Annotated in this window: 23 protein-coding genes; 13 read left to right on the plus strand and 10 right to left on the minus strand. The window is 57.7% G+C overall.

Features of this window, described 5'->3' with window-relative positions; translation table 11 throughout:
* Positions 1–91: 91 nt before the first annotated feature.
* Entirely contained in the window at positions 92–3,397 is a 3,306-nt protein-coding gene (locus ICY20_RS26720; RefSeq protein ID WP_194939080.1) for an O-linked N-acetylglucosamine transferase, SPINDLY family protein, read from the minus strand.
* Positions 3,398–3,560: 163 nt separating this feature from the next.
* Entirely contained in the window at positions 3,561–4,613 is a 1,053-nt protein-coding gene (locus ICY20_RS26725) for a flagellin N-terminal helical domain-containing protein (protein ID WP_122486525.1), read from the minus strand.
* A 242-nt stretch (positions 4,614–4,855) separates the two neighbouring features.
* Here ICY20_RS26725 and ICY20_RS26730 point away from each other — a divergent pair, with 242 nt between their 5' ends.
* From ICY20_RS26730 to ICY20_RS26740, 3 genes are read left to right on the plus strand one after another with little or no spacing between them, the layout of a single operon-like run.
* Positions 4,856–5,671, plus strand: coding sequence for a motility protein A (locus ICY20_RS26730; RefSeq protein WP_159959520.1), 816 nt, complete (start codon positions 4,856–4,858; stop codon positions 5,669–5,671).
* Positions 5,668–6,432, plus strand: coding sequence for an OmpA/MotB family protein (locus tag ICY20_RS26735; protein ID WP_194939081.1), 765 nt, complete (start codon positions 5,668–5,670; stop codon positions 6,430–6,432). Before ICY20_RS26730 ends, ICY20_RS26735 begins: the two co-directional genes overlap by 4 nt.
* Positions 6,433–6,463: 31 nt before the next feature.
* Positions 6,464–7,894, plus strand: a complete 1,431-nt coding sequence (locus tag ICY20_RS26740) for a hypothetical protein (protein WP_159959524.1) — start codon at positions 6,464–6,466, stop codon at positions 7,892–7,894.
* A 144-nt stretch (positions 7,895–8,038) separates the two neighbouring features.
* Here ICY20_RS26740 and ICY20_RS26745 read toward each other — a convergent pair whose 3' ends face one another.
* Together ICY20_RS26745 and ICY20_RS26750 are read right to left on the minus strand one after the other, a co-directional pair.
* Positions 8,039–8,323 carry a hypothetical protein gene (locus ICY20_RS26745; RefSeq protein ID WP_159959526.1) on the minus strand — a complete coding sequence of 95 codons (285 nt, stop codon included), beginning with the start codon at positions 8,321–8,323 and terminating at the stop codon, positions 8,039–8,041.
* Between the two features lie 18 nt (positions 8,324–8,341).
* On the minus strand, positions 8,342–9,238 hold the full coding sequence (locus ICY20_RS26750; protein ID WP_194939082.1) for a hypothetical protein: 897 nt from the start codon (positions 9,236–9,238) through the stop codon (positions 8,342–8,344).
* Between the two features lie 197 nt (positions 9,239–9,435).
* Here ICY20_RS26750 and ICY20_RS26755 point away from each other — a divergent pair, with 197 nt between their 5' ends.
* A complete protein-coding gene (locus tag ICY20_RS26755) occupies positions 9,436–9,765 on the plus strand; it encodes a hypothetical protein (RefSeq protein ID WP_159959530.1) in 330 nt (109 codons plus the stop codon).
* 6 nt (positions 9,766–9,771) lie between these two features.
* Here the strand turns inward: ICY20_RS26755 and ICY20_RS26760 are convergent, their stop codons facing one another.
* A complete protein-coding gene (locus tag ICY20_RS26760; RefSeq protein WP_194939083.1) occupies positions 9,772–10,407 on the minus strand; it encodes a LysE family translocator in 636 nt (211 codons plus the stop codon).
* A gap of 127 nt (positions 10,408–10,534) precedes the next feature.
* Between ICY20_RS26760 and ICY20_RS26765 the strand changes: the two genes are divergently transcribed.
* Complete coding sequence (locus ICY20_RS26765; protein ID WP_135289838.1) at positions 10,535–10,906, plus strand: PH domain-containing protein; 372 nt, start codon at positions 10,535–10,537, stop codon at positions 10,904–10,906.
* Positions 10,907–11,056: 150 nt separating this feature from the next.
* Here ICY20_RS26765 and ICY20_RS26770 read toward each other — a convergent pair whose 3' ends face one another.
* A complete protein-coding gene (locus tag ICY20_RS26770) occupies positions 11,057–11,356 on the minus strand; it encodes a DUF3077 domain-containing protein (protein ID WP_194939084.1) in 300 nt (99 codons plus the stop codon).
* 942 nt (positions 11,357–12,298) lie between these two features.
* Here ICY20_RS26770 and ICY20_RS28565 point away from each other — a divergent pair.
* Both ICY20_RS28565 and ICY20_RS26780 read left to right on the plus strand, forming a co-directional pair.
* Complete coding sequence (locus ICY20_RS28565; RefSeq protein WP_456107233.1) at positions 12,299–12,682, plus strand: ion channel; 384 nt, start codon at positions 12,299–12,301, stop codon at positions 12,680–12,682.
* Positions 12,682–13,509 (plus strand): nucleotidyltransferase domain-containing protein, encoded by an 828-nt coding sequence (locus tag ICY20_RS26780; RefSeq protein ID WP_194939086.1) that lies wholly within the window; start codon positions 12,682–12,684, stop codon positions 13,507–13,509. Before ICY20_RS28565 ends, ICY20_RS26780 begins: the two co-directional genes overlap by 1 nt.
* A gap of 381 nt (positions 13,510–13,890) precedes the next feature.
* Here ICY20_RS26780 and ICY20_RS26785 read toward each other — a convergent pair whose 3' ends face one another.
* Positions 13,891–14,403: a type VI secretion system amidase effector protein Tae4 gene (locus tag ICY20_RS26785; protein WP_194939087.1), complete on the minus strand. Its 513-nt coding sequence runs from the start codon at positions 14,401–14,403 to the stop codon at positions 13,891–13,893.
* Positions 14,404–14,696: 293 nt separating this feature from the next.
* On the opposite strand from ICY20_RS26785, the gene ICY20_RS26790 reads away from it, so the two are divergent.
* From ICY20_RS26790 to ICY20_RS26810, 5 genes are all read left to right on the plus strand, one after another.
* A complete protein-coding gene (locus ICY20_RS26790; RefSeq protein WP_194939088.1) occupies positions 14,697–14,921 on the plus strand; it encodes a pyocin S6 family toxin immunity protein in 225 nt (74 codons plus the stop codon).
* 24 nt (positions 14,922–14,945) lie between these two features.
* Positions 14,946–15,611: a DUF3916 domain-containing protein gene (locus tag ICY20_RS26795; protein WP_194939089.1), complete on the plus strand. Its 666-nt coding sequence runs from the start codon at positions 14,946–14,948 to the stop codon at positions 15,609–15,611.
* A gap of 253 nt (positions 15,612–15,864) precedes the next feature.
* Positions 15,865–16,368: an RNA polymerase sigma factor gene (locus tag ICY20_RS26800; protein WP_194939121.1), complete on the plus strand. Its 504-nt coding sequence runs from the start codon at positions 15,865–15,867 to the stop codon at positions 16,366–16,368.
* The gene (locus tag ICY20_RS26805; protein ID WP_200846426.1) at positions 16,365–17,198 is read left to right on the plus strand and encodes a FecR family protein; all 834 of its coding nucleotides are present in this window, start codon (positions 16,365–16,367) and stop codon (positions 17,196–17,198) included. The genes ICY20_RS26800 and ICY20_RS26805 overlap by 4 nt, the downstream gene beginning before the upstream one ends.
* 93 nt (positions 17,199–17,291) lie before the next feature.
* Entirely contained in the window at positions 17,292–19,685 is a 2,394-nt protein-coding gene (locus tag ICY20_RS26810; RefSeq protein WP_194939090.1) for a TonB-dependent siderophore receptor, read from the plus strand.
* A 70-nt stretch (positions 19,686–19,755) separates the two neighbouring features.
* On the opposite strand, the gene ICY20_RS26815 is transcribed toward ICY20_RS26810, so the two are convergent.
* From ICY20_RS26815 to ICY20_RS26825, 3 genes are all read right to left on the minus strand, one after another.
* On the minus strand, positions 19,756–20,325 hold the full coding sequence (locus ICY20_RS26815; RefSeq protein WP_194939091.1) for a hypothetical protein: 570 nt from the start codon (positions 20,323–20,325) through the stop codon (positions 19,756–19,758).
* Positions 20,326–20,503: 178 nt separating this feature from the next.
* Entirely contained in the window at positions 20,504–20,878 is a 375-nt protein-coding gene (locus tag ICY20_RS26820) for a c-type cytochrome (RefSeq protein ID WP_159959546.1), read from the minus strand.
* A 43-nt stretch (positions 20,879–20,921) separates the two neighbouring features.
* Complete coding sequence (locus ICY20_RS26825; protein ID WP_200846427.1) at positions 20,922–21,443, minus strand: demethoxyubiquinone hydroxylase family protein; 522 nt, start codon at positions 21,441–21,443, stop codon at positions 20,922–20,924.
* 153 nt (positions 21,444–21,596) lie between these two features.
* Between ICY20_RS26825 and ICY20_RS26830 the strand changes: the two genes are divergently transcribed.
* Positions 21,597–21,977: a response regulator gene (locus ICY20_RS26830; protein ID WP_159959548.1), complete on the plus strand. Its 381-nt coding sequence runs from the start codon at positions 21,597–21,599 to the stop codon at positions 21,975–21,977.
* The last annotated feature ends 32 nt before the right edge of the window (positions 21,978–22,009 follow it).

A 22,009-nucleotide genomic window follows, 5' to 3' on the forward strand; every position in this document is an offset into this window, starting at 1 on the left:
CAGCCAACTCATAGGTAGCTGACACACCGCCATCGGGAGCAAGCCCCCTCCCACATTTAGCCTGTATTGCAAAAGTCTAGACTCACTTACCTCAGGGTTCGGCGTAGGCCACTTCGTTGAAGCTGGCGATCAACCAGGTCAATTCAGCTCGCGGCAAATGATCAAGCGGCTGCACATCAAACCGCGCCATCCGCTCCACAAACTCCGTCGGCGTCACCAGCCGCTCCACCACGTGGTAATGCGGTCTATCCAGATAATCGTCAAACAACACAATCATCGGTTTGGTCGCCCGCAAGTACGCTGTCACAAAGCACGCAATGCGAAAACGCCCGTCGATCAGGATCACGTCCGGTTGCTCGAAGTACGGCTCATCCCAGACCTTCAACGGGTAGGTGTGAAAGCGCTTCCACTGCCGGGCGTTTTTAGGGCGCGCCCATTTGCCGGTTTCGCCCACGTCGATGGGGTAGATGCGCGGTTTGGAAGGCAACGTGGCGTTGGCGACCCAGCCTTGCATGTCTTGCGCCCAGCGAGCGTCGTTTTCTACCGAAATCACGGTTTTGCCCGACATGTTCGCCGCCAGCAACGTGGAACCGCCGCTGCCGTATTCGAGGATCACCGAGGCCTGGGTATAGATGCTTTTTACGTAGGCGGCGACCTCCGCCGGGAAGGTGACCTGAGGCTCTTGCATCGGCACGCGGGGCTGTTCCATCGGCGCCGGGTTGTCCCGGTATTTGACGTACTGCGCCGCCAACTCAGGGTCAATGGCGCTGAGCAGTTCACTCGCCACATCATGGGCGCCGTAGGCGGTGTGCAACAGGAACGCCAGCTTAAGCCGTTGGTTGTCCGACAGCGCGGCCATGCGCGCCGCATCCGGCAAGAACAGCGCATCGGCACACACCAAGTGGGAGGCGTTTCCCTGGTTTTGCAGGTTATTCAAGCGATAGAAACTGAAGCCCCGCCGCGCCAGGCAGCGGCTGATCAAGCCCACATCGGCCTGGTGGTCGTGGGTCGGCACGAAGTTGACCCGCGCCTGTACCAGCAGCGCATCGGCCAGGGTGCGCTGACCATGTTCGATCACCGCCAGGCTGTCATTGAGATTATCCAGCAGCAGCCAGTCCACCGGCGGCAGGCCGTTGATGGCGTCGAGCTTGAGGGTGGGCAATGGTAATTTCGTAAGTACGCCGGACGCCGCCAGCGGTTCCAGCGTGGCACTCATGGCCGGGTCGAGGCAGGCGTAAAGCGTGCCCGGCTGGCCATTGCCCAGCGCCGCATGGGGGTAGTAATGCAGCTCGCCGAGCTGGGCCAGTTGCCGGGCGTTGTCGATGCGGCTGGCAGGGTCGAAGGCGACGGTGGAGAACGCGCCGGTTTTTTGCAGGGCCACGAACTGCGCCGAGGCGATCAGCGTGCCGCCGTGGTCGAGGGTCACCACCTTGCCCTGGAACTTGAAGCTGAAGTCGGGCGCCTTGGCCGGCGCGGCGGGGTGTTGCAGTTCCACCGGGCTGCTCTCGCCGTAAAAACGAGCCTGCCCCTGGGCATCCAGGGTCAACGCCGCCGCCGACTTGCCTTCGCAATAGCGCTGCCAGATCGCCCGCATGGCGCTGGCGAAATGGTTGGCGAAACGCTGGCTGTCGCACACCGGCGATTTCATCAGTACATCGCGCAGATGGCCGCGAATGCGCTTCAAGCTCTCCAGATCGCTGGCCAACTCGATTACCCGCCGCTGATAGTGCTCCCAGTTGCTGACCACCAACTCCGGCAACCCGGCGTTGACCAAGTGCGTGGCCGAGTGGCGCCCGGCGAAGGTCGGGCCGGGGAAGGTCACCACCGGTACGCCCATCAACAAGGCTTCGCAGGTGGTGAGCCCGCCGGAATACGGCCAGGGGTCGAGGGCGATGTCGATGCGGTTGTAGGTTTCCAGCAATGTCTTGTGGCCCACTGGCCCTTCGATCAGCACGCGCTCTTCGGCAATGCCGTGGGCTGCCATAACGCTATGCACATGGACGCGCAATTCGCTGTTGCCGAATGCGCCGCCCTTGAGCAGCAGGCGTGACGTGGGCGTCGCCCGCATCAACTCGGCCCAACGCGCCAGCAGCACATCGTTGACCTTGGTCGGGTTATTGAAGCAGCCGAAGGTCACATATCCATTGGCCAACGCAGGCAACGGGCGGATATCCGGCGTGTACGGCGGTGGGTCGTAGCAGATGTAATCGTCGGGCAGGCGGATGAGTTTTTCGGTGTAGTACGCATCCTCGCCCTCGGGGGACTCGATGCGGTCGGTGAGCAGGTAATCGATGGCATCCAGGCCCGTGGTGTTGATCAACCCGCCAACCCACTTGACCAGCAACGGCGCCGGCTGCAAGGCCATGGCGCCCATGCGGTTGCCAGCGTTGTGGCCGCACAGGTCGATGAGGATATCGATACGGTCATCACGCACGCGCTGGGCCAGCGCGGGGTCATCCGTGTGCTTGATGCCCAGCCACTGCTGCGTCACGGCCTGGATACGCCGGGTCAGGTGGTCGCACACTTGGCTGGTGCTGTAGGCGAACAATTCGAACTGATGGCGCGGTAGTTTTTCCAACACGCCGACGATCATATTGCCCACCGGGTGCTGACGCAGGCCGTCGGACACCAGGCCGATGCGCAAACGGCGGTCGGGGGTGCGGTCCTTGACATCAGGGCGTGGCGGTACGGATTTTGGGCCGAAGCGCGACTGCCATTCCTTGCATACGCCGAAGATATAGTCGCGACTGCGCTCGGGGTCGTAGTGCAGCGAGGTCAGGCGGTTGGAATACGGCAGCACGTCCTTGCGCTTGGCCAGGGCCACGGCCTTTTGGTAGTAGGTGTCGGCGGTGGCCAGTTGGCCGATGTCTTTATAGAGGTTGGCCGCGTTGTTCCAGTGGCTGTAGTCGCCGGGTTCACGGGCGATAAGTTGGTCGAACACCGCGATGGCTTCGCTGTGACGCTCCAGGCGGTTGAGGATCAAGCCCTTGCGCGACAGCATGCGGCCGTTATTGGGTGCCCTCTCCAGCGCCCGTTCAATGTGCGGCAGGGCCTTGGAGAACTGGCCCTTCTCAAAATACAGCGTGGCCAAGCGGTGCTGGCCAGCGACGAAGTCTTCATTGATACGTAGCGCCTTGAGCACCAGCTCCAGCGCCCGATCGGCCTGGCCGAGTTTTTGCGCGGCCTTGGCCACCAATTCCAACGCCTCGGGCTCATCGGGCAACAGGCGCAACGCCTGCTCGAAACTGCTCAATGCCCGCTCGGGTTCAGCGTGCAATTGCAGGTTGCCCAGGTCTTTCCACACTTGCGCGTCGTTGGGGCGCTGCTCGCTGAGGCGTTGCAGTTGGGCGAGGCTTGGCGTATTTCGATGGGAACCAGAGCGCGGGGATTTGGGCATTGAAGGACAGCCTTATGGGTAAATATTCTGCGCAAATGCTATCGCGCCAACCCCTTCGGCAAAGCCCGGATAAACCCGTTCCAGCAGGGTGATTACCGGGGATTGCGCCCACAAAAAAAAGGGGCTCAGCGTGCGCTGGCCCCTTCGTGCTACGTGCCGGCTGTTATTGCAGCAGCGACAGCATTTGTTGCGGCATGGAGTTGGCTTGGGCCAATACCGAGGTACCTGCTTGTTGCAGGATCTGGGCGCTGGTCATGGCCGATACTTCGGTGGCGTAGTCCACGTCCTGAATGCCGGAACGGGCAGACGTCAGGTTAGTGGTGGTGGTGGAGATGTTGGTGATCGCCGAGTCGAAACGGTTTTGCACCGCACCCAAGTCCGAACGCATGGAGTCCACGGTGTTCAGGGCGTTGTCCAGGGTGGTCAGGGTGTTGGTGGATTTCTTGGTCACCGCGTTGTCGGTGTCGATGCTGATGCTGGCCGTGGTGGTGGTGCCATCGGTGGTGGTGGTGACATCGGCCGCGTAGGTTTTGCCATCGACGGTCAGGAAGTAGTTGCCCTGGGCGTCGGAGGACAGGGTGCCGCCGCTGATGGTGGTGCCGGACTTGTCGACGTAGCTGGTGTTGGTGGAGGTGATCGCGGTGCCCGAGGAGTCCGACAGGGTGGTGGCGGTCAGGGTGGTGTCGTAGCCGTTCACGTTGAAGCTGCTCAGGCCCAGGGTGTCGGCGTTGATTTCGCTGAGTTTGATGTCGATGGTTTCGCCATCGTTGGCGCCGACCTGGATGGTGATGGTCTGGTCTTTGGACAGCACGTCCACGCCGTTGAACGCGGTTTGCGAGGAGATTCGGTCGATCTCGTCCAGACGCTGGGTGATCTCGTCCTGGATCGACTGCAAGTCGGACTGGGAGTTGGTGCCGTTGGCCGCTTGTACCGACAGCTCACGGATGCGCTGCAAGTTGTCGTTCACCTGGTCCAGCGCGCCTTCAGTGGTCTGCGCCAGGGAGATACCGTCGCTGGCGTTGCTGCTCGCTTGCTCAAGGCCGGTGATCTGGGAGGTCATGCGGTTGGCAATGGCCTGGCCTGCGGCGTCATCGGAAGCGCTGTTGATTTTCAGGCCCGACGACAGGCGCTCGATCGAGGTGCTCAGGCTGCTCTCCGAGGAGTTCAGGTTTTGCTGGGCGATCATGGACGTAATGTTGGTATTGATAACTGACATGGTGCAGTTCCTTTCGTGGGTGAGCCGCTTGGGACAGATTCGAGGCCCGTCGCCGATGCATTCAGCGCCGTTGCCGTACAGACAAAGCGAACATCGGCGATCGGATCTGCCGTCTTTAGGCAGGCCCCCAAAAAAATTTGCGCAGCCAAAGGATTTCGCCCACGAAAGTGCCTGTATTAGCCCATTTGAATCGGCACCCCTCGCGTTATAAAGCCAGCCTTGGCCCATAACAGGAGTGCTGCATGAACCCCTCAACCCTGATCGGCATGCTCGCCAGCCTGCTACTGCTGGCGGTGCTGCTGGTGTTCAGCGCGCAACAACCCGGTTTGTTCGTCGACCTGCCAGCGCTGGGCATTGTGGTGGTCGGCACCTTTGCCGCGACCTTCATCAGCTACCCGCTGCGCGAAGTGCTGCGTATTTTCAGCCTGATCAAAACCGTGGTGCGCCACGAGCGCGAATACACCCAGGAAGACATCGACGAGTTGGTGAGCATTTCGCGGCTGTGGATCGATGGCGACCTGCGCGCCGTGGAAGAAGTGCTCGACGGCGTGAAAAACCCGTTCCTGCGCTCCGGCGTGCAACTGGTGATCGACAAGACCCCACTGGACGACATCCTCGACCTGCTGCAATGGCGCATCGCACGGCTGCGGGCCAAGGAACACGCCGAGGCCCAGCTGTTTCGCGTGATGGCCAGCTACGCCCCGGCGTTCGGCATGCTCGGTACGTTGGTGGGGTTGGTGAACCTGATGTTCGTGCTGGGCGACGGCGACATGGTCACCATCGGCCGGCAAATGGCGGTGGGCCTGATGACCACGCTGTACGGCGTGCTGCTGGCCAACCTGCTGTGCAAACCGGTGGCGGTGAAACTGGAGCGCCGCACCGAGCAACGGGTGGTGGTGATGAACATGGTGCTGCAAGGGGTGGCGATGATGGCCAACAAACGCAGCCCTGGGTTGATGCGCGAGACGCTTAAATCCTTTGTCGCCCATTACCAGAACGAGCTGCGGGACGGGCCGGTGCATGCGCCACTGCGCCTGAGCTGGAAAGCGCGCACATGAGGCCGGTTTCGCGCATCCAGGCGGCGGCGATTGCCAGCGGCATCCCGCTGGTTGAAGACGCGGCGGGTGAGACCTGGATGATGACCTACCTGGACATGATGACCCTGTTGCTGGTGGTGACCATGGCCATGCTGGCGTTGGCGGGCAAGGGCCATGCGCGTACACAGCACGGTGGCGAGTTCAGTGTGCCGCCAGTGTTTACCGCGAAAACCCTGACCTCGGTGGAGGCGCCTGGCGCGTTGCTGTTGGTGCCACAACCGCCTGCGCCAGAGCCCGTCGCGACCCCGGAGCCTGAACCTGTCGCGGTCGTTGAACCCGAACCGCCAAAACCCAGCACACAAGACCTGCTTAACGAACTGCCCCTGGATCAACTGGGCAATGACATCGAAGTGGTCACCAACGACAGCAGTGTGAGCTTTCGCATCAGCAGCGAGATTCTGTTCCCCTCTGGCCAGTCGGACCTCAACCTCGGCGGCCTGGCGGTGCTGCGCAAACTGGTGCCGGTATTGGGCAGCGTGCCGCACAAACTGATCGTCGCCGGGCATACCGACACCCAAGACATCCGCAGTGCGCGCTTCCCCTCCAACTGGGAACTCTCCGGCGCCCGCGCTGGTAGCGTGGTGCGTTATCTGCAAGCTAACGGCATCCAGCCCGAGCGCCTGGAGGCCATTGGTTATGCGGACACACGGCCGCTGGCGGATAACGGCAGCGCACAGGGCCGCGCCCGCAACCGGCGCGTGGAGTTGATATTGGAGCGCTGATGAGCGGGGTTGTGTTTAGCGCGCCAGAACAGTGATCATCGCCCTCCCCTTGGAGTCACGGCTGGCGATGCTGAACATGGACGACCTGCTGACCTGCCCGGACGAGCGCAGCCTCAAGCGCGAGTACGCCAAGCTGCTCAAAGTGACGCGGCCGGATGACGACCCTGTCGCCTTCCAGCGCCTGCGGGAAACCTACGAGCTGGCGTTGCAGCGATTGCGTGACGGCGACGTATTTGTCGCCACGCCCTTGCCCCCTGCCCCCGTTGAGCACGCCGTTGCGCTGCTGGCCGAGTTCGATGACTGGAAGGTCGATGAATGCTGGGCCCGCGCCCTGGCCCAAGGCTGCGCCGCCGAGTTTGAACAACTGCTGTTCCAGCGTTGCGTCAATGCCCCCGACCGGCACTTGCCCCTGCTCACCTGGGGTGTGGAAAAACGCCAATGGTTGACCCCCTGGCAGCAAATCCAGAGCGGTGGCTTTCCCCATCAACGGCTGGTGCACGCCCTCAAGGGCGCGCTGTTTTTTGATCTGGAAAAATACCTTGCAGATGCCCAGCCCAGGGCTTTTTTCGAACGCCTGGAACGCGCCAGCAGGCAAGGCTGGTTGATCGACCTGGCCCATCACCAGGCCTTGCAGGTGCATGTGTTGAACCTGTTTACCGCGCAGGAGCGCTGGTCGCCGCAGCTGTTCCAACAGGTCTGCCAGCTGTTCGCCTGGGATGCAGGCGCCGCCGTGCCTATCGAGCAGACGCAGTGGCAGGCCTTGCTGCGGCGCAGCGAGCAACAAGCCTGGCTCAATGAGTTGGCACAGCAACCGGGCGCGGGGGCGTTGTTTCTGATGTGTGCACAGCCTTCGCAGCAAGCGCAATTGGTGGCTACGTTTGGCGAGGCGGATTGGCTGGCCTGTGAGCGACTTTCCATCGAGTTCTCCACGCGATTCCCCGACCTGCTGGGGTTGTTTCCCAATCACAATCCGTGGTTTTGGCATGCGCTCGTTGGCCATCGCCCAACGCGCCACGGCATGAAGCGCGCCACCGCCGTGTTGGCGACTTGCCTGGCGCTGGGCAGCCTTTCCGACCGTTTCGCCCTCGGGCCGACCCTGTTGATGCTGCCGTTTTACGTACTGGGCGGCTGGCTGATGGCCCTGATCGGCAAGTGGCTGCTGAGCTACTGGACCGCCATGGCCGACAGCCTGCAAGACCTCGACCAGCGCATCACTGGCTGGTGCGTGCGCCATAAATTGATCCCGGACCGGCGTTATTTGGTGATCCGCAATGGCGGGCCGCTGATGGCGCTGGGGTTTGTGGTGTGGCAGTGGATTGGGGTGTTGGGGTTGGTGACGTACGGGGTGACTGGCTTGCTGGGGATGATCCGCGCGCCAAGCGTGGCCGGGCTGAACTGGCTGCAATGGGGTTTTTGCGCGGTGATGATCGGGGTGATTGCCTACGTGCAACTGCTCGGTTAAAGCCACACAAACACCTGTGGCGAGGGAGCTTGCTCCCGTTGGGTCGCGAAGCGACCCCAGCTCTTTGTTTGAAAAAGACTGGGACTGCTACGCAGTCCAACGGGAGCAAGCTCCCTCACCACAATAAGCGTGTTCGCCACAGGGTTATTTCAACAGGGCGATCAACCCGCAGACCACGCCGATCACCAACGCCGGCCACTGCATCGGCAGGAAAAAGAAGTGGTGACGCACCCCATCGGCATGGGGTTGGCGATTGAGCACAAAACCCAGCACCACGTTAATCGCCGAGCCGATACACACGCCGAGCAACACCTGCATCAGCGAGGTGTTGCCGGGCTTGACGCTCGGGTCGGGCCACATCCACATCAATAACAGCACCATCGCCACCGGGGTGAACAAGGTGAACCAGCCTGCGCCGCGATAAATCATCGTTCAGTCCTCCCAGGCTCAAGCCAGCTCGCGGCGTTGTTCTTCAACGGCAAACAGCACTTCCAGGCTGTTGAGGAACAGGTCATGGCTGAGGATGCCGGTGGCAATGGTCGACAGCACGGCCTTGCCGCTTTCATCCTTGATCACCACGTTTTCGGTCCAGGCGTTCAGATCGACGGTGCGCAGCGAGGCCATCGGCACCTTGCGGCCTTGGTATTCGAGAAACGCCGCGCTGACCAGAATCGGCGAGGTAGTGATCTTCAGGAAATTACCCGTCACCCGCTTGCCCCACACCTGCGCGGAGCTGACGCAATTGAACGTCACCGCCCCGCCCGCTTCCAGCGTCGCCGCCACGGCCGGCAGGCGTGCGCGTACGTGCAGCTCACGCACCAGTTGCTGGAAGTCATGAAAGCCCTTGAGGGTTTCGATCACACGGTGAAACGGCTCCGATGCGTTACGGCGATAGGCAACGTTAGTGACCATGCCGGTCAACACGGTTTGGCCGGAGCCGAACAGGTACAGGTCTTCGATATCGGCAAAAGCGGTGTATTCAGGTTCACCGTTCACGAAGCGCTCGATGCCATGCTCGTACACGTTGTAACGCGGCTCGCGCAGTTTCTTGTGCCAAACGTAGACCGCAAACATGCTCAGGCCGATCACCGCCAGCAAGGCGCTGGTGGCATAAAACACCATGAGCGGGTCGCTGAAATTCAAGGTCATGCCGCGTGAAGTCTGGAGAGTGACGGGGCCACTGTTGCCCTGCGGGAGGATGGTGCTCAGGTACAGCACAAACCCGGCCATACCCAGCATCACGGCACCAAAGACCAGACTGACCACAAGAAAGGCTTTGCCATGACGGAAGCTGGCGATCAACTCGCCAGCATTGGAAGGCGCTTGAGAAGAGGAAGTGTGCATGGGGGCTTGCGTCCTTGTAAGTAGATAAAACGACTGCTTGGGTGTGCTCGGCACGGCGGGTTGGAGCATGGCTAATTAATATCGTTCCTTGGGCACGCGACGGAATGTGATCCACGCCACAAAGCCCGCCGGGTCTTTTTTTTCCCATCCAGAACAGTGATCATCGCCCTCCCCCCGAATGTTGAGGAACCGAAACCATGGAATTGACGCTGGAAGCTGTGGCGCTTTTTGCACTGAAGCTGGTGCACGAGGTGGACGGCGGCAGCCCGGTGTTGCGCGATGACCCGGTGATGGTGGGCTACGACCGGGAGGCGTTTGGGTTGTTGGTGCGCCAGGGGGATTTGGCTGGGGTTTTGGTCAAGGTGGATGAATGCGTGGGCCAGGCGTTGGTTGCCGTGGGCGATGTCGACACGGTGCTGGGCCGTGAACTGCAACGGCTGGCGGCGGGGGTGCAAAGTGTCGAGCAGTTGGATGAGCTGGCTGCGCCGTTAGCGCACCTTAAGGATTACTTGAAAGACATCCAGTGAGGCGACCTAGCGCCGCCCCTCCACCGCCATACGCACCGCCAACCCCATCAACACCGAGCTCATCAGCCAACGCTGCACCACCTGCCAACCGGGCCGGGTAACGAAGAACACCGCGATGGAGCCCGCCAGGGTGGCAATCGCCGCGTTCACGCTCACGCTGATGAAAATCTGGGTAAAGCCCAGCACCAACGATTGCGTCAGCACACTGCCGTGGCCGTTCGGGTCGATGAACTGGGGCAGCAACGACAAATACATCACCGCCACCTTGGGGTTCAGCAGGTTGGTCACAAGGCCCATGGTGAACAGTTTGCGCGGGCTGTCCGCGGGCAAATCGCGCACCTGGAACGGTGAACGCCCACCCGGCCGGATCGCTTGCCAGGCCATATACGCCAAATACAACGCCCCGCCAAACCGCAGCGCGTCATAGGCAAACGGCACCGCCATCACCAAGGCCGTGATGCCCAACGCGGCGCACAGCATATAAACCAAAAAACCCAACGCCACGCCGCCCAGGGAAATCAACCCGGCGGTGCGCCCTTGGCAGATTGAGCGGGAAATCAGGTAAATCATATTCGGGCCGGGGGTGAGCACCATGCCGAGGGAAATCAGCGCATAGGCAAGCCAGCTGGACGGTTCAGGCATGGTTCGGCTCCGTTGGTTGAAACATCTGGCCAAGGTTGTAAGGTGGGCCGTCATGGTAGGGCGTTCAAAATGCCCGCGTTAGATACAGATCCGCGAGCAAAACGGCATACACCCACGAGGCAGGCACATGATCGACTTCAACAACAAAGGCTTCTTCAAACTCAAACAAAACAACGAATACGCCGAACGCGTCACCGCCCTGCTGCTGGACGGCGAAACCGTGATCGACGCGTACAAATCCATGCGCGATGGGGTGGTGTTCACCAACAAGCGCATTATCGCGGTGAACGTGCAGGGGATTACCGGCAGCAAGAAGGACTTCACCTCGCTGCCGTACAAAAACATCGTGGCGTATTCGGTGGAGACGTCCGGGACCTTTGACCTGGATTCGGAGTTGGAGATTTACTTTTCGTCGTTGGGGAAGGTGAAGTTTGAATTTACGGGGAAGACGTCGATTGTTGAGATTTCGCGGTTGATTTCCAAGCATCTGCTGGGCTGATCGGCGGGCAAAAAAAGACCTTGGCGCACCAAGGTCTTTTTTACTGCTTACACGATTCAACTGATGTACTGGCTCAAAATGTGGGAGGGGCGGTGCGACGATTCGACTTGCCCCCGATGACGGCCTCCCCCACACCATCAACCTCCAGCCTTACACCCCACCCTCTTCAGCAACCCCATTCGGCAACATCCCCTTCGCCAAATCATCCACCACCGCCTTGGCCATCTCCCCCAAATAATGCGCGGCCCAGGCATAGCGGTCGGCGTTCTTGTCCATCGCTGCATCCATTGCCAACAGTTTTGAACAGTGGAGAAGCTCAGAGGCATGCTCCAGCGCATCGCGGATGGGCACGCCGGAGTTGACGCGGAATAGGTGGTGCAGCGCGGGCTGAGTGCCGCAGGTGGAGAAGGTGATGACGCCGAGGGTTTTGTTTGGGGGTGGGTTGATCATTGGGCACCTCCGGCGAGAGTGGTGACACGGCTTTCGATACTGCAAGGGTACAACCAGACAGAAACACTCATGGGCCTAACTCCTAATGTAGAGAAGAGCCGCCACGTTCGTTTCCAGGCGAATGGGTGGCAGCTATGCGCAGGCTGGAAAACCGGGACAATAGGAACCCGGCAGACCCGAAGGTCTCCCGCGCACAGCCGCCATAACACGGATATGCTGGCACAAAAACACCAGACATCGTGATAAATAGTGGCACCTGTGCGCTATTGTTCCACGGGTTTCCAGGCCCGGTCGCTGGGTTGCGGCGACTCGAAGAAATTAGCCTCAAGGTGACGAAATCTAAATCTCAAAATTGTGTCTACGCATTTCGAACAGCCACAATATCTACTATGATTCGCCAGAGCATGGAGACTCCTAATACAGGCACAATGATTTTCAACTCGACAGTCACCAACGTCAATCACAACTTAAAAACTTTTGCGAGTCTCAATCGACATGGCCGAACTACCAAGAATCAAAGAGCCAATAACTAACAGGCAGCACATTCTTAACGTAGGCACATACGAAATACGAGCCCACCACAAAATAAAACTTTGCTTCATCGATACCCCCCAACAAGGCGAACCCACCCCTTTCCACAGAGTGAAAAATGTTACTTTCGAGAAATGCATATTTTCAGGGCAAACTATAAAAAACATTAACTTTTACGGATGCACATTTATAGACTGCATATTTAACGGAGTCACCATCGACTCTTGCGAATTCCACAAATGCTTAATAAAAAATTCGTGCTTTTACAAACCGACTTTTTCCAACACCTACATCGACCCAAAATCATTCAAATTCAACTATAAGTGGTACAGACATTATGCAAATGTCAATGCCGGACTATTTCAGTCTCTATATAGAAATTCCAAGGACGTTCACCAAGAAAAATTTGCAATGCGCGCCGATATAGCTTTTTTATTCTACAGAAGATATGAATACCTCTTTGGTCTGAAAAGAAATATTGGCAAGTTTATAGCAGGCTTTCTTTTTGACATTTTACTTGGGTGTGGGTACGGAATTATAAACGTACTATTTTTCACTTTGATATCGATAGCTGGTTTTGCCTGGCTAATAAAAGACTTTATATCTCCTTCAGAAAATATGAACTTAGTCAAAGCGCTATATTTCGCTATAGTTTCCTTCACCACCGTGGGCTACGGAGATCTAGCTCCAAATAAAACTGACACAGCTCTTATCTTAACGATGATCTTCTTGCTATCCTCCGTAATATGGTGTGCTCTTGTGACCGCAATAATTGTTAAAAGGATAGTGAAATAGTGAGCTTTGTATTAATTGAGTGCGGTTCATCTGCACGAGGGGACTTCAACCCAGAAAGCGATAGGGACATTGTGTGCATTTGGAACGATCCAAAGCCAGACTTTGTGATGTTAAGAAAAGAGTTTGGAGAGATAGTCTTCTACTCAGAGCAAAATATAAAAAAAATGAAAGACAAAGGTTCCCTTTTCATTGCACATCTTGGTGTGGATGGAAAATACATCCTAGGGGAACGAACTTTGATGACGATGCTAAGAGGCTTCAAGCCAAACAACAACTCAATACAGAAAAACATTTTAGAAACTGAGACCTTCATTAGAAATATTGAATGGTTCCCAGATTCAAACAAAGGACTACTATGGCTATCGGACGTCTTATACGTCTCACTAAGAAATTATATTTTCTGCAAGAACGCGCTAAAAACAAAATACATTTTTGGCTACGAGAGTGCATTGAAAGCATTCGGTCTTGCACAAGACGAAATAAAACTTATGCTACAGTTGCGAAATGGTAAGTATGCATACAGAAAGGGAGCGAAAGACTCAATAACAAACCTCACTAAAGAAACCGCCGAAATCGCATGTGCAAAAATACTAAAAACACAAATACTTTTTCGAGAAGGCGGCATTACAAATTGGGAATCCATGAACAAAAAAAGTTACTGGACAGAGAGACTGGTAGAGCGAGCCATACTTAATAAAGAACACTTTGACTGCGAATTTATCGAAAACCTTAAATCCCACCAATACAACAAATACGCCATAAAGAAAAAAACTATCAAAATAATCGAATCACATACAAAAAGCCAAACAATAAAAAAAGACGATTAAGATATTTCTATAGCATCCAAAGCCACAGCCCTAAAAAACCAGGGCAACAACATATAAACCTTCGAAAACCAGGCAATCAAAATAGGCTCAACCTCACTGACGCTGCCACAATTTTAAAATAGCCAAACTTCGCTACCACTAAACACCTCTACAACTACCGCCACTTCCCCAACCACCAGCAATACCAAACCACCCCACCAACCAACGCCCCTATAACCACCACCCCATTCCCCACCAACCAAAGCCCAAAATTCCGACTCTGCTCCGCATCCCCCTCATAAAACGGCCCGAAGCACGCAGACACCGCCACCACCACCCCGTTAAACACTCCAACCGCCACGGCAACCACCAACACCACAAACAACACCCCCTTAACCACCTTCATACCACCCTCCAAAACCAAATCTCCCTGGACTCGTGGTAATCCGAAAACGTCCCCTCAATCGAAAATCCCAGCTGAATACGCGGATAGCTCAGCCAATCCGTCAACCGCCGCCCATTCCACAGGTCGATATGGTCGCCGCTTCGATTACCAAACGTCTCGTTGCCCCGCCGCCAAAAGTCTTTGAAGAAGATGATCCCTTGCTGCCCAGCCAGCACATCGTCGAAGTCTTCGGGTTTGATTTTTTTCACAGGCTGTAATCCCGGAATATTGGCGCTGCTGAGCGCCTTGGCCATTTCCTCTGCGGCCAGTACGTGCCCTTCGTTTTGGGGATGCTGCCAACAATAGCGCACCCCTCTTAACCTGCTCAGGTCTGCACCGGATCTGCGCAGGGCAACGCCGAGGTTAATGGCGCATTGATCGCTGAAATTCTTAGCGCCGTTAGTTCGGCATGGGGCGGCGTCGCCGAATATCTCGGGGTGGTTTTTCCAGAGAATGTTGAAGTTCAGCATTTGGCATTTCCATCGCGTTTTTTGCGCGACCGTAGCAAACGCTCGGCCTCTGGCGAGGCGGTCAGATAGAAATCGGAACGGTCCTACTTACCCGCAAGCTCTGACTGAACGGCAACACCCACGCCCGTCAGCCAGCTACAAAACCAGCTGATCCTTCTCACAATAACCATCGAGCAAATCCGATTCCGGGCTCTTACCTCGCGCCCATAGGCTCGCCCTCACACAAGGAAGTGAGTTCGACATTTGACCGGTAAACAGCGAAAGCCAGCTAAGCCTGGAAGGTCGGTAGAGCCATGAACCACTCAATCATGGGCGTTTTGCCTAATGAAGACTTTGCATCGTTTGAACAGGAGTTACCTCTGTCCACTCAAGACCTGATGGAAATCATGGGATGGGAAAAACTTGAGGATTGCGTCTTTGACTATCAATTGACGAAAGAACAAATACTCAAAATAGAAGAGGCAAGTGCTCTAGAACTGCCCGCTCACCTCGATTTATTCCTTACCTCACACGACTAATTATCCAAAGAGCATTCAAACTCCATGCGCAGACTCTCCCTAACCAACAAAAAACTCCGCAACATCCCCAGACGCCTCAAAGCCCTCACCCGCTGGGCCGACAGTTTCGAAGGCAGCTTCTACGCAGAGCTACCACTGAAACGCGGATTCGAAAACGAGAAAATCCCCGTGATCGAATCCCTCGTCGAAGGCAAGCAAACCACACCAGAAATCCTGGCCCACTGCGCTCAACAATTAATCAGGGCCGCTGGTTATTTACTTGAGGCCAGGCCCATCGACGCTCCCGAATGCTGGATCGTCGCAAACATCATCATTCCCGATATGTTCTCTAGCGAGGTTTGTGTCTATACCGACAAAAGCCGTTTTCTAGGCCATACCCAACCCTTTGACTACGAGCAGTTCCGTCATACCCGTATCACGGGCCGAAGCCTTGCCAGTGAGTGGGGCCTGACCGTTCCGCCAGGGCTTCATGAGGTTGGTTTTCACTTTGTGCATGAGGACGAGGACGGAGATATCTTTGAGTCAGAGCATTGGTACTACGGCGAAGTCAGTACAACGGATGAATATCCAGGCGGTGAGCGTTGGAAGTACCAGACCTTCCAATCATTTCGGGCACAAAACCCGGACTCATTTGCCGCTACCTCTGTAGTGAGCGGGCTCGCCCCGCGCTGGGGTGCGCAGCAGCCCTAATCCGGCCCGTGCATTCCTCCAAACGCAATCCGGTTGTCTGGTTTTGGGGCCGCTTCGCAGCCCAGCGCGGGGCAAGCCCGCTCACTACAAGATTGAGGTGAAGATAGAGAACAGTCCTACTGACCCATAGGTTTTACCTGCTATCCAAATACTCCCCCACATTGCATCTCCTCCCCCACACCCCCTATGATTGCGATTTATTCTCATAAACCCAGCATCTCCCATGCCCACGCCCCCAGCCCATCACCCCCTCATGACCGCCCTCGCCCTTCATTACGACGAGTTGGTGGACTACATCAAGCGTCGCTTCCATGGCCGTGATTTCGCCCGCGACTTGATGCATGACGTGTGTGTGCAAATGCTGGAAAAACCGCCCCGCGAGCCTATCGCCACGCCCCTGGCCTTCTTGCGTAAGACGGCCTTCAACCGTGCCATCGACCGCATCCGTGCAGAGCGCACGCGTCACGCCTACTTGCAGGGGCATGTACCGGAATATGTAGGAGTGGATGAGTGGGACGGTGCACAGGCGTTGGATTTCGAGCAGCAGCTCACGGCGTTGCTGGACATCATTCATGCGTTGCCAGTACGCCAGCGGCAGGTGTTTTTGCTGCATCGCATTCATGACATGCCGCAGCGGGATATCGCCGATGAGTTGGGGATTTCGGTGAATATGGTGACGCAACATTTCGGCCGCGCCATGAAGACCATCGCGCTGCACTGGGAACCGGCGCGGCGGGCGTTGGGGGTGGTGTCGTGAAGTCGGCCCGTGGGAATAAGCCCGATCCGTTGCAGCCGTTTGCCGATGCGTTGCGTGAGCGGGTGCCGTCCAAGGAGGCGTTGCTCGCCGAGGGCAAGGCGTTTACCAAGAGCCGGCGTAGCAAGCAGAAGTCCCTCAGCGCAGGCTTGTTGATAGTGGCGTTGGCGGGTGGGCTGTGGCAGCTAGACCCGGCGTGGCGTACGGAGGATGTGCAGGTTGCCATCGGTCAGCGCCAGGACATTCGCCTGGCAGATGGCACTGCTGTGACCCTCAATTCCGGCACCCATTTGCGTATCGAACACCGCCTGCGCAGCCGCCAGTTGGAACTGGTGCGCGGCGAAACGTCGTTCACGGTGGTGCATGAAGATTCGCCCTTTATTGTGCGTAGCCAGGGTGTGCGGGTGCGGGATATCGGCACGGTGTTCAACCTGCGCAGTGATGCTCGCGGTGTGGATGTCGGGGTGATTGAAGGCAGCGTGGAGGTGAGGAGTGGCCGCGCCGCGCCGCAGGTATTGAGCGTGGGTCAGCAGGTGCGGGCCACGGCCGAGCAGATCGGCTCGGTGCAACCGGCCAACCGTGAGGCACTGACCGCCTGGCAGCACGGCAAGCTGCGCTTTGACGGTACGCCGTTAAGCGAAGTGGTGCGCACCCTGCAACAGTACCGCGCAGCCCCTATCCGCGTGGCCGATGCTGCAACTGGAGAGTTGCGCTTGTCGGGCGAATTCGACACCGAGCGCGTCGAGGCACTGGTGGGCATGTTGCCGAGAATTCTGCCAGTGAGCCTGGTACGTACGGCCGATGGCAGTGTGATACTCAATCGCCTGCGCTGACAGACGAGAATTATTTTCAACTGCACATCAAGGTTTGCCCAACCTGATACGCCAATGCCCTGAGAGCACACTTTTCACCACTTGGGGATCACGATGGGCAACAACACTCTGGCGCAACGTTTGGCATTACTGGCTTCCAGCCTCGCACTGGCGGGGCTGGCCAATGCGCAGTCCGCCACTTATCGGGTGGATATTCCTGCACAGGCGTTGGATAAATCCCTCAACGCCCTGGCGCAGCAAACCGGCAGCCGCGTGTTGTTTGCCACAGACATCGCCGAAGGTCGCCAGGCCCCGGCGTTGCACAGCCAGATGAGTGTGGAGCAAGCGCTGCAAAGCCTGGTGGGCGGCAGTGGGTTGCAGGTGCAGAAGGTGGAAGAAGACAGTTACCTGATCGCCCCACCCGGCAGCGATGGCGCGGTGAACCTAGGCGCCACGACGATCCAGGCGCAAGGGCTGGGAGCTACCACGGAGAACTCCGGTTCCTACACCACGGGCGCCACCAGTACCGCGACCAAATTGCCGCTGAGCCTACGGGAAACCCCGCAATCGGTGACGGTGATCACCCGTCAGCACATGACCGACCAAGGCCTGGCGACCATCTCGGATGTGTTGCAGCAAACCCCTGGCGTTGTAGTGATGCATGACGATACCGAGCGCTTCAATTTCTATTCCCGTGGTTTTTCGCTGAACAACTTTCAGTACGACGGGGTGCCGACATCGGACTTCACCACCAACACCAATGGCCTGGGCGTGCGTGACATGGCCATCTATGACCGCGTGGAAGTGGTGCGCGGCGCTACCGGCCTGATGAGCGGCGTGGGCAGCCCCGCCGGGGTGGTGAACTTGGTGCGCAAGCGGCCGACCAAAACCTTCCAGGGGTATGTGTCGGGCAATGCCGGCAGTTGGGACCGTTACCGTACCGAAATGGATTTGTCTGGCCCCTTGTCGGAAAACGGCGCGATACGCGGCAGGGTTGTGGCGGCATACGCGGACGATCATTCGTTCATCGACTATTACTCGTCGAAAAAGAACGTGTTCTACGCCATCGGTGAGGCGGATATTTCTGACAACACCATGCTTTATGGCGGCATCGATTATCAGAAGATCGACTCCAATGGGTCGTCCTTCGGCCAGTTACCGCTGTTCTTTTCCGACGGTGGTCGTAGCGACTTTTCACGCTCCCAAAGCCCGGCCGCCAAGTGGGCCTACGGCGACAGCGAAAGCACCAAGTACTTCGGTGGCGTCGAACAGCGCTTCGACAATGACTGGATGCTGCGGGTCGAGGCCAGCCACTGGAAAGGCGACACCGATCAACTGCAGGGCAACCTGATCGGTTGGGGCCCCTTCCCCGACCGGCAGACCCGCACAGGCCAGTTGTTCCGCAGCCACAAGACTTACGTGATCAACACCGACTCGGTGGACGCTTACGCCACCGGGCCGTTCAGCCTGTTTGGCCGCAGCCACGATGTGATGTTGGGGCTGAATGTCAGCGATCGTCGCTCGGATTACTTTTCGGAAAACGCCAACAGCCCGACCCTCCCTATCAACTTCGATACGTGGGCTAACAACGCGCCGCGTCCTACGTCCTACGCTTCGTGGAGCACGCAGGATTACCACATCAAGGAAGTTGGCGGCTTCGCGGCGGTGCGTCTGAAACCGACCGATGACTTGGCGGTGATCCTCGGCTCCCGTGTGGTCAACTACAAACGCGAAGGCGACTTGGCCTACAGCTCCGACCCGGCCAACCCGGACCACGACGACGCGAAGAAAACCGGCAAGGTCATTCCCTACGCTGGCATCGTGCATGACCTGACAGAACAGCACTCTGTATATGTCAGCTATACCGATATTTTCGAGCCACAAAGCAACATCGACCTGAGCGGCAAAGTGCTCGACCCGGTAGCGGGCAAGAACTATGAAGCGGGTCTGAAATCCGAGTTCTACGGCGGTGCACTGAACACCAGCATCGCGGTGTTCAAGACTCAGCAAGATAATTACGCCCAATACGTAGGCAGCACCGACGACGGTCGCGATGCGTATGAGGCCGTATCGAATACCACCAAAGGTTTCGAGTTGCAGGCTTCCGGCGAAGTGTTGCCGCGCTGGCAGGTACTGGCGGGATTCACCTACGCCCAGCCACGCGACGAGCAACACAAACGCATCGACCCACAACGCCCCGAGCGGCAGTTCAAACTGGCCACCAGCTACAAACTCGACGGCGCACTCAAGGACCTGACCCTCGGCGGCAACGTTACCTGGCAGGGCCGCACCTACTACGTCAACGAAGACTTGCCCGCCGAGGCGAAGGAAGGCAGCTATGCCGTGGTGGGCCTGCTCGCGCGCTATGACATAGACAAACACCTGAGTGCATCGGTGAACATCAACAACGTGTTTGATCGCCAGTACTATGCCGGTTACGGGCTCTATAACAGCTACTTCAACGGCGACCCGCGCAATGTGATGGTGGGGCTCAAGTATCAGTTCTGAGGTCAGGGCTGACTTAAGACTTTGATCCCCCACTCACCGGCTCACTTCCCAAAACGAGGAAGTGAGCCTCTTAGCCCGCCTTCACTGAACTCCCCGTCCCATCCACCGGAACCCGCTGCGCAGGGTCCGTCACATCAAACACATGCTGCTCACACCTCTGCCCCTTGAACTGAAATTCCACCAAATACACCTTGGCCTTCTGCGGGCTGAACGTGCTCATCACCGGCCCACAGTTGTAGTAAACCCCGTTGCCCTGGCTGCCTGCTGTGCTGGAGACGGTGAGTTTTTTGCCAGGATCAGCCAGGGTCTCCAATTGCGGGAAACGTTTGAACCCAGCGCTGGCGACGGTTTGGTTGACTTTGGCGATCCAGTTGAAGACTTTGCCTTCGCCGGTATCCATCACGGTGCCGAGGGTTTCCATGCGTTGGTCGGGGTCGCCTTCGCGGCGGATGGAAAACTCGACGGGGTTGGTGCCGCCGTTGGCTTTCATGATGACTTTGGCGTGGTCGGCGTCGACGGCTACGGTTTTTTGCCGCAGTTGGATGCCGTCGTTGAGCAGGGTGGGGGATGAGTTGCGTTGGTTTGAGTTGCAGGCGCAGAGGGCCAGGGTGATGAGGGAAAGCAGGGCGATTCGCTTCACAGGGGGGATGTCCTTATCAGTGTGAATGGGCGTGATGACTGGACCCGGGATTAGACAGAATGTTCCGCAACTGGCGATGGAGGTGGATCAGTGAGGAATAAGCTGGATGAGAGTCCGCTATCGGGGGCAAGCCCCCTCCCACAGTTAAATTGAGGTGGCTTGGGTTATTTGGGCTGGGCTATTTGGGCTGAAACGTTTCGAGATAGGCCAGGATGTTGTCGATCTTCTCCTGGTCGCTGATGCCCCAGAAGATCATGCGCGTGCCGCTCACCACTTTCTTCGGCGCTTCGATGTAGGCGGCGAGTTTGTCGCGGGTCCAGACCACGCCGGAGTTTTTCATCGCATCGGAGTATTGATAGTCGGTGGTCGTCCCGGCAGGCCGACCGATGATGCCGTTGAGCTCCGGCCCAAACCCACCCCGTGCACCTTCGCCAACGCTGTGGCAGCCGCCGCAGGTCTTGGTGAATAACTTGCCGCCTGCCTCGGCATCGCCGGCCGCGAAGACGAGGCTGGTGGGAAACATCAAGGCGAGGGCGAACACGGCGTACTTCATGGGGGGCTCCACAGCAGGTGTAGCGGACGATTATGCCTGTTTGTCAGGAACGCATGCCCATCCAGATCACGGTTTCGGTCCAGGCGGTGACCACCGGCGCCAGTGCGCGAAACCAGGGGTCGCGCCGATCAATCTGCGCGGCCGAGTGGTCGTGATGGTGCTGTTCTTCTTCGACGATCGAGGCAATGGCGGCCACGGCCTGCGGGTCGATATCGCGCAAGGTGTGCAGTTGATGAGCCAAGTGTTTGAGCACCACGCTTTCGACTGCGACGGTGGTGGCGACGATGGCCTTGCGTCCGCACAACCCTGTCATCAACCCCAGCACCAAACCACCTAGTCCGCACAGCCAGTAGCTGCGGCAACGCCGGTAACCGCGCCGTTGCAACTCGGCCTGGAACACAGCGCGATGACGGCGTTCGTGGGACAAAAATTCCTGCAGCTCAGCTACCATGCCTGGGGCAAATAGTCGCGCCATGAACAGTTGGCCGCTGTAGATGCAGATCGCGCCATGCTCGCCGGCATGGTCGACTTTGATCATGCGGCTGCCCAAGTCCGGGTCTTTCACGGTGAACTGCCTTGTGCGAGGTGGCCTTTGAGGTGGGTGCAGTATCCTGCAACGCTATTGTGATGACCACCCATCGCCCCGAATACATCCAATCGAACCTATCCAGACGTGTTCTACTCCACCTTAGTGAACCCTGATGGTGGAGTAAGGATCATGGCTCAGCCATCGATTTTAGTGCTGGAAGACGACGAGATTATTCGTTCGTTAATGGTGGATGTACTGGAGGACTTCGGCGCGGTGGTGACGTCGTTTCCTTCGGCGGATGAAGGGATGATTTACCTGGAACGGGGCGACGACGTGGTAGACCTGATCGTCAGCGATGTACAGATGCCCGGTTTGCTCAATGGCTATGACTTGAGCCGCGTGGTGGCCCATCGCTGGCCAACCGTGCCGGTGGTGTTGACCTCTGGCAATACCAAGATAGCCGAGCAATTGGGCGGCTCGGTACGGTTCCTGCCCAAACCCTGGAGCAGTGAACATCTGATTGAGTGTGTGCAGACGGCATTGACCCAGCAGGGCATCTCGCTGCATTGATAGCATCGCGACATCACTTAAATCGAACTTCG

Source organism: Pseudomonas pisciculturae (assembly GCF_015461805.1).
Lineage (GTDB): Bacteria > Pseudomonadota > Gammaproteobacteria > Pseudomonadales > Pseudomonadaceae > Aquipseudomonas > Aquipseudomonas pisciculturae.

Coding starts and splice junctions, on each gene's coding strand:
- ICY20_RS26720 (WP_194939080.1), bottom strand. CDS start 3,397: ATGCCCAAATCCCCGCGCTCTGGTTCCCATCGAAATACGCCAAGCCTC.
- ICY20_RS26725 (WP_122486525.1), bottom strand. CDS start 4,613: ATGTCAGTTATCAATACCAACATTACGTCCATGATCGCCCAGCAAAAC.
- ICY20_RS26730 (WP_159959520.1), top strand. CDS start 4,856: ATGAACCCCTCAACCCTGATCGGCATGCTCGCCAGCCTGCTACTGCTG.
- ICY20_RS26735 (WP_194939081.1), top strand. CDS start 5,668: ATGAGGCCGGTTTCGCGCATCCAGGCGGCGGCGATTGCCAGCGGCATC.
- ICY20_RS26745 (WP_159959526.1), bottom strand. CDS start 8,323: ATGATTTATCGCGGCGCAGGCTGGTTCACCTTGTTCACCCCGGTGGCG.
- ICY20_RS26750 (WP_194939082.1), bottom strand. CDS start 9,238: ATGCACACTTCCTCTTCTCAAGCGCCTTCCAATGCTGGCGAGTTGATC.
- ICY20_RS26755 (WP_159959530.1), top strand. CDS start 9,436: ATGGAATTGACGCTGGAAGCTGTGGCGCTTTTTGCACTGAAGCTGGTG.
- ICY20_RS26760 (WP_194939083.1), bottom strand. CDS start 10,407: ATGCCTGAACCGTCCAGCTGGCTTGCCTATGCGCTGATTTCCCTCGGC.
- ICY20_RS26765 (WP_135289838.1), top strand. CDS start 10,535: ATGATCGACTTCAACAACAAAGGCTTCTTCAAACTCAAACAAAACAAC.
- ICY20_RS26770 (WP_194939084.1), bottom strand. CDS start 11,356: ATGATCAACCCACCCCCAAACAAAACCCTCGGCGTCATCACCTTCTCC.
- ICY20_RS28565 (WP_456107233.1), top strand. CDS start 12,299: ATGCGCGCCGATATAGCTTTTTTATTCTACAGAAGATATGAATACCTC.
- ICY20_RS26785 (WP_194939087.1), bottom strand. CDS start 14,403: ATGCTGAACTTCAACATTCTCTGGAAAAACCACCCCGAGATATTCGGC.
- ICY20_RS26790 (WP_194939088.1), top strand. CDS start 14,697: ATGAACCACTCAATCATGGGCGTTTTGCCTAATGAAGACTTTGCATCG.
- ICY20_RS26795 (WP_194939089.1), top strand. CDS start 14,946: ATGCGCAGACTCTCCCTAACCAACAAAAAACTCCGCAACATCCCCAGA.
- ICY20_RS26800 (WP_194939121.1), top strand. CDS start 15,865: ATGACCGCCCTCGCCCTTCATTACGACGAGTTGGTGGACTACATCAAG.
- ICY20_RS26810 (WP_194939090.1), top strand. CDS start 17,292: ATGGGCAACAACACTCTGGCGCAACGTTTGGCATTACTGGCTTCCAGC.
- ICY20_RS26820 (WP_159959546.1), bottom strand. CDS start 20,878: ATGAAGTACGCCGTGTTCGCCCTCGCCTTGATGTTTCCCACCAGCCTC.
- ICY20_RS26830 (WP_159959548.1), top strand. CDS start 21,597: ATGGCTCAGCCATCGATTTTAGTGCTGGAAGACGACGAGATTATTCGT.